Source organism: Adhaeribacter sp. (assembly GCF_057359045.1).
Genome location: NZ_JBMQUD010000062.1, coordinates 1 through 6,705, shown reverse-complemented (window position 1 = coordinate 6,705; position 6,705 = coordinate 1). Strand labels below are relative to the sequence as shown.

Here is a 6,705-nt window from a genome sequence, read left to right as displayed (position 1 = left end):
TAAAATCATGCCGCTGCCCTTTAAAAAGCCTTCGAGCCAGGCCGCCGAATAACCGGGTTCCTGGGCGCTGGATAACGCTAAGCTAAATTTAACCCCTAAGTCCTGCTCGTTTATTTCCTTCGCATCGGCTAATAAACGGCAGGCCCGACCGACAATAAGGCCATGAATATTGGGCGTTACAAATAGGGAGCGGAGGGCTTGTCGCCAGGGCTCCAGAATGGTTGGTTCCTGAAACAAACTTAAAGCCGACTGCACTTCCGAAATAGCTTCAAACATTTCGGAGGAGGCATCTTCGTCAAGTCCGTAACAGGCATTAGGTAAGCCAATACTAACCCGAATGGTTAAGCCTTGCACGAGCGAGGTGAGCAGGTTTAAATCGGTTTGGCGCACGTTGCCGTAGCGACTCACATATGCCAGCGGAATTAAAGCCCGCATGAGTTGGGAAATATTGCCAGAAACCGAAGCCAACGCATTAATCCGCTGCATGAGCTGGGCCACGGCTTCTTCTAAATCGGCCGGAATGGCTTTCTCCAGTAATTCGGCTATTTCGCCAATAATATTTGTTTCTTTCGCTTTTTGAACGATGTAGTTAGATGCCGCACGCTCTAAAGTATTGCCCCAGACGCCCATTTCTATTACTTTAATGAGCAGTTCCGGCTCCCAGTTAAGCAGCCATTGCTCTTTAAAAGTACCTTTACCGGAAGTATTTTGCGGACGGCCCCAGTTAATGCCTAGTATGGCGAGCCGATGCAATAATTTACTCCGTTCCAAATCGTTGGGCTGGCGCAAATCGAGGGTAAGCTGTTGCTCAAAAGCTTTGGGCGTTAACCGTAGCTTTTTCTGTAGCCGTTCCAGGTCTTTTTGCAGCGGTACTTGCGGCGCTTCTTCGGGAACGCGACCTATTTTCTTGCCCACAATCAGCTCCTGAAAAATTAACTGCAGCATCAGGTCATCGCCAAAACAAATGACTGATTGGGTGGCTTGGTTTAACTCGGCTAAGCCGGGCCGGGCAAGTTGTCGCAAACCCGCCAGCGTTTCCGATAAGCGGAACGCATCTATGACGTGGGCAACCGAAGTATCCATGTTTTTGTGGCGAAATACCCGAGCTACTTTCGTCATCCAACCAATGCCCAAATCTTCCGGAAAATCCCATAAGTGCTGGTACCAGCCTGGCGATGTTACTCCGGCGCCGTAGCCGCTATAAAATGTGAGGCGGTTAAAAGTCCAGGGAATCCAGGTGGCGGCAACTTTAACTTTGGGCAAGCCTTTGAGTAAATCGTTGTCCTGTTTTTTTTGAGGCATCTGCTCCAAAGCAGGAGCGTGCCAGGCCCCGCAAACCACGGCAATATTTTGGTACCCGTCGGTTTCGGTCTGCCGGATAATTTTGCGCATATATGCTTCCCGCAGCAAGGTTTCTGCGGATTCGGGCCGGGCCAACTCCTGTCGTAAATGCTGCATGGCTTCCAGCACCGCTTCAAAAGCTTCGGCGGAGTTCCGGCGTTGCTCAAACATGTGTTCCCACCATAATTCCCCGTCGGTAAAGCCGGCTGCCCGACCTAAATAATCCAGCGGGTAATTACCGGGTTCATCCAGGTTGGCGGGTAAAGGGGTATGCTCGTTGTCTGGTTTAGCTTCATCCAAGGCAAACTTATGTGCCAGTGGCAAATCCATAAACTGCACTGGTATTTGGTTCTGGCGGGCAAATTTAATGGCCTGCCACTCCGGCGCAAACGTAGCATAGGGGTAAAAAACAGCTTCTTCGGGTTTGTCGGGCATATACGCCAGCAAGGCCACGGGCGGATGCATTTCTACGTTAGCCGCCAAGTTTATAATACTATTTGCATCAGGCGGACCTTCTACCAAAATAATATCAGGCTGCAGCTTTTCCAGCGCTTTTTTAAGGCTACGTGCCGAGCCAGGGCCGTGGTGCCGGATACCAAAAACAGTAATGCTCATAGGCTTAAACTAACTCGCGGCACGACCGGTAAATATCTTTCCAGCCCTCGCGGTTTTTTACTACTGTTTCTAAATATTCGAGCCAGACTACTTTGTCCTGCACCGGGTCTTTAACCACCGAGCCAACCAGGCCGGCCGCCACATCGTGGGCATTTAAAACACCATCGCCAAAATGCCCGGCCAAGGCCATACCGCTGTTTACCACCGATATGGCTTCGGCGGTACTCATGGTGCTAGTAGGTATTTTTAGTTTGGTTTTGCCGTCTACGGTTACGCCGCTGCGCAATTCCCGGAAAATAGTAACAATGCGTTTGATTTCTTCTAAAGCGGGTGGCTCAGCGGGTAACTCCAGGGCTCGTCCTAAGCTTTCAACCCGCCGGGTTACAATTTCCACTTCTTCTTCCATGGTATCGGGAACCGGCAGAATTACGGTATTAAAGCGTCTTTTCAAGGCCCCCGAAAGTTCGTTAACGCCTTTGTCGCGGTTGTTGGCGGTGGCAATTACGTTAAAGCCTTTATTGGCCTGCACCTCCATATTCAGCTCGGGTATCGGCAGCATTTTTTCCGATAAAATGGTAATGAGGGTATCCTGTACATCCGCCGAAATCCGGGTCAATTCTTCTATGCGGGTAATTTTGCCTTCCTGCATGGCCCGCATCACGGGCGTTACCACCAAGGCATTCACGGAAGGACCTTCGGCTAATAATTTAGCGTAATTCCAGCCGTAGCGGATGGCTTCTTCGCCGGTGCCGGCCGTGCCCTGGATAAGCAGGGTAGAAGTGCCCGAAATAGCCGAAGCCAGATGTTCCGAAACCCAGGATTTAGCCGTACCGGGCAACCCGTACAATAACAAAGCTCGGTCGGTGGTTAAGGTAGCCACCGCAATTTCCATTAAGCGCCGATTGCCAATATATTTTGGCGTTACCCGGAAGCCATTCTTTAAAGTGCTACCCATTAAATACGTAACCACCGCCCAGGGCGAAAGCTGCCAGTTAGGGGGACAGGGATGGGTGTCAGCTTTTTTCAATTCTTCAATTTCTTCGGCAAACTGGTGCTCGGCGTGGGCCCGTTGTACTTGTTGCATATATATGTAAAGTCTTTGGTTTTAATTTTTAGTAACAAAAAGATAAAAGCTTACTGGTGGCAGGTAAAGCGTGATGTATTATTTTTAGTTTAATCAGAAAATCCTTCTCTGATGGCTTGTTTTAATTCCAAAGCCCGCACCAATTTACTTTGTAAAGATTGCCAGCGCGGCAAAAGCGCCGGATTAGGCGGTAAGATATTGGGCAAATGCAAAAGCACATCCGGGTGCATATAAAGATGCAGGTCGAACAGCCCGTAAAATTGCCATAGGGTGGTTTCGGAATATTCACTGGCTAATTCCTGCAGCGCTTTTATAGAGAATGCTAAATCCCACTCAAATTGTAGTCCGAGTAAAAAATCAATGGTTTTTAAATTGAAACCTAATGATTTTTTGTCGAGCTTTTGATGGAAATATTCTTTTTGGTCAGTTTCCGGAAGTAATGCAAGCAGCTGGTATAAATGCGAAGGGTCAGGAATTTTTACCCATTCGTTTTCTTTTAGTTTCTTTTCCAGTAGCAGTTTGGCCCAAGTAGCATCTTTAAACCGGACGGCGGCTGAAATTAAACCCGGAATGGTTTTGCGTAATATCTTATGCTTTTCGAAAAGGCTAAATATTTTTTCTGGCTCGGCCCCAATGTGTTTTTCCCAAAATGAGGGAGGAATTAGAGCCAATGCTTGAATAAGCCAATATTCGTGGTCGGCCTGGTTTTTCTGGTTACTCAGTTCCTGAACACCTTTTTGCTTTAAAGCAGCGGGCAAGTTTTCTGGTATTGTAATTTCCAGTTCTTCTTTGGTAAAGGCAATAAAGGAAGTTGTTTTTTTTACGTGTATCCAATTTTTTACTTCCTGCCACACTTCTTTTACCCATTCCGAATCGGGTAGTTGGCCCAACAAGCTAGTTACTGCTTCTTTTACTTTCTGACTTTTATCAGCGAGCAATTCTTTCAGCCAAGGCTCGTCGGCCAGACTAAGATTTTCGGAAAAGGTGCTTAGTAATTCGGTTCGGCTGTTGGCGTTTTCTTCTTTCCAGGCAGCTGCTAATAAGGCACGCGCTTCGGCCGGATTTTCCTGCCGCAAGCGTAATAAAAATTGTTTTCGTTCTTCGGGTTTGCCTTGCTCCCAAATTTCCTGGTTGGTTTGGTTCAGGTAATTCCAGGTGTCGTTAAAGGTAGCAAGCCATTTTCCGCGATTGTTGGTTACCGCTTTTATAAGTGCCCGTAGTTTAATATTTTTTTTGCCCTCATCTAATAAAGCTGGCACATAATCTTCCCGAACTACAAATTGTTGTTGCGCGCATTTTTGCAGCCATTCGGGCAGCAAAGTCGGGAAACCTTCCTCTAAAATGGCATTCAGGGTTTGGAGGGCTTTATCAGGGCAGTTTAATTTTTCATCAGGTTCGGCGGGTTTCGGTAAATTAATTTGTAATACCGGCAAAGAACGGCCTGCCTGCTCGTAGTTCATGAGCAAGGCAGAAGTCTTTAGGAATATTTCTTCCGGCTCGGTAGCGGTTAGTTGGTTTACCAATTCTTTTACCGGTAAAGGCAAGGTTTCTGGAGCCAGCTTTTGGTGGGCGGTTCCTAATAAAGCAACTTTAACGGCTTCTTCCCAAATTTCCATAAATCAGAAGGTTAAATAATAATCCTGGTGCCACATAGCTAAAGGCAAAAAGGTACTACGGCCGTAAAGTCCAAATAAGTTGAGCGGATATCCGCCACTTAAAGCCAGTAATTGCCATGGTTTATTAAAGGATTTATCAAGAGGCATAAACCGGTTTTCTTGGTCGGTTACAAACCATTTATCCTGGTGCAAAAAGGGTATTAAATGGGCTAAAGCGGATATATTATTCTGCCAGGGATAAACCGATATAATTTGCGCAAACTGGTCTTTAAGGGCAGAAAGCGTAGTAAAACCAGTAATATCGGGCATACTAACGGTTTGCTTTTGTTCTTTTATTAACGCCCGCAAAGCATATGAACCCGGGTAAAACACCAATTCCGCTTCTAAGGCCGTGCCGGTTATCAAGCCTAAATCCGATGGTTTGGACTGATGATAAAAGTTAAGCACCATGGCAAATTGGCCACTTACCTGCCCGTATAACCAATAAGTTTGCGTAAAAATATTCGCTTCTTCGGCAGTTTGTTTAGCTAAAATCAGCCAGGTGTCTTTAATACCGGGTTGGGTTTTGAGCTCTTCCTGGTTTTGGGTCCAGCCAACCAAAGCGCGCAAATCTGCCTGAATATTTTCTGGTAATTTGCTTAAGTTGGGGTAAGCCTGGGTTACTAAGTATATCTGAATTAATCTTTGCAGTAAAGGTGTTTGCCAACCTTCTTGAAAGTAAGCAATATCACCTAAACTGCGAATTAAATTGGCCACGCCGGGAGCCTGCGCATCTACCAGCCGGGCAGCCGGGTTTTGCCAGAAGGCATGGCTTTTATCCGGTACCGCTAATAATCCATTCCGGATTAAGTCCTTTATCCACAAATCTACTTCTTCCAGCCCGGCCAATATTTTGGCTTCGCGCGCTTCAATCCGTTTAGTCTGGGCAGTGGGGTCGGGCGCTTCTTCTTTTTTCTCGGTTTTGGCCTGCCGTTTATCCAGCCATTCGGTTACCCAATCGGGTGGTGCTGCCGTAGTAAATACATCTGGTTTGCGGGCGTAAATTAAAAATAAACCCAACCCGTGTTTGCAGGGAAATTTGCGACTGGGGCAAGAGCATTTAAACGCAATATTTTGCAAGTCAATCTGAGTGCGGTAAGGTGTACTGCCGCTGCCTTTTATTTCGCCCCACATGGCTTGTTCCGAAATAGCCAACGTTTGCCATTTTTCGGGCCGCGCCAAATCTTTTCCTGATTTTGTAGAGGAGGCATCCGGCGATAAGGCCAGCACTTGTTCTTCAGACCAATTCACTGATTATAGATTAAGTAAATAGTTACTTAGATGAATTTTTGAGTTCATATACCAGCTAAAGTAAAAGACAAAGGGTACTTTAAAGAATTTCCTTATGCTTAAACATTTTAAATAAGCCTTTTTACCTGGCAAAAACATATTATTAAGTTTTAAAATATTGGCTGGTTAATGCTGTTGGAAAAGTTAATTGTGATTTAATAAAGGTATTATTTTATATATATGCAAATGCTATAATATTTATGATGTACAAACTAGCTAAGTTTACCAAAAAATTCTTTTTACTGTGGTAAGGTATTTATGTAAGGAATCAGATTATACTAATTTTAATATTTGCGATACTGTGATAAGTTGATTGATAAATTTCTTTAATCTGGTAGGTTTTAGAATAAGAAGCTGTTTTCGTCTTTCTGCTTCGAATATAATAAGTGTCTTTGGGGGTGTTATCATCGCAATTACGAATGCTTCTACCTAATTCCACTCTGGGGAAAGCACCCAACAAGGGCAGTAGTTTTATCCTGCTTATAATAGACCAAACAGCTTCTAGAAATTTATTACCTATAAAAACAAACAGCCGCATATAGCGGCTGTTTGTTTTTATAGGTAATAAATTAAAAATACTTACAAATGCGCGATAGGGTCAGGGGTGTTGTCTTTGTCGCCAATAACCTGTCCAATGCTGTTGATGGCATTGCCTTTGAGCAGCAGCAAGCCAGCTAAGTGGGGAGCGGCAAAAGAAGTACCGGTGCCGGAAACCGTACC

4 protein-coding genes are annotated in these 6,705 nt (G+C 45.4%); all 4 read right to left on the bottom strand.

What is annotated here, in order from left to right; all coding sequences use genetic code 11:
- Nucleotides 1-1,956: DUF5682 family protein (locus ACO1R6_RS10235; RefSeq protein ID WP_486264460.1), on the bottom strand; the 1,956-nt coding region annotated here is incomplete at its 3' end.
- Between the two features lie 4 nt (nt 1,957-1,960).
- The gene (locus ACO1R6_RS10230; protein WP_486264458.1) at nt 1,961-3,040 is read right to left on the bottom strand and encodes an ATP-binding protein; all 1,080 of its coding nucleotides are present in this window, start codon (nt 3,038-3,040) and stop codon (nt 1,961-1,963) included.
- 89 nt (nt 3,041-3,129) lie between these two features.
- Nucleotides 3,130-4,656 carry a DUF5691 domain-containing protein gene (locus ACO1R6_RS10225; RefSeq protein WP_486264456.1) on the bottom strand — a complete coding sequence of 509 codons (1,527 nt, stop codon included), beginning with the start codon at nt 4,654-4,656 and terminating at the stop codon, nt 3,130-3,132.
- Between the two features lie 3 nt (nt 4,657-4,659).
- Nucleotides 4,660-5,946, bottom strand: a complete 1,287-nt coding sequence (locus ACO1R6_RS10220; protein ID WP_486264455.1) for an SWIM zinc finger family protein — start codon at nt 5,944-5,946, stop codon at nt 4,660-4,662.
- Between the last annotated feature and the right edge of the window lie 759 nt (nt 5,947-6,705).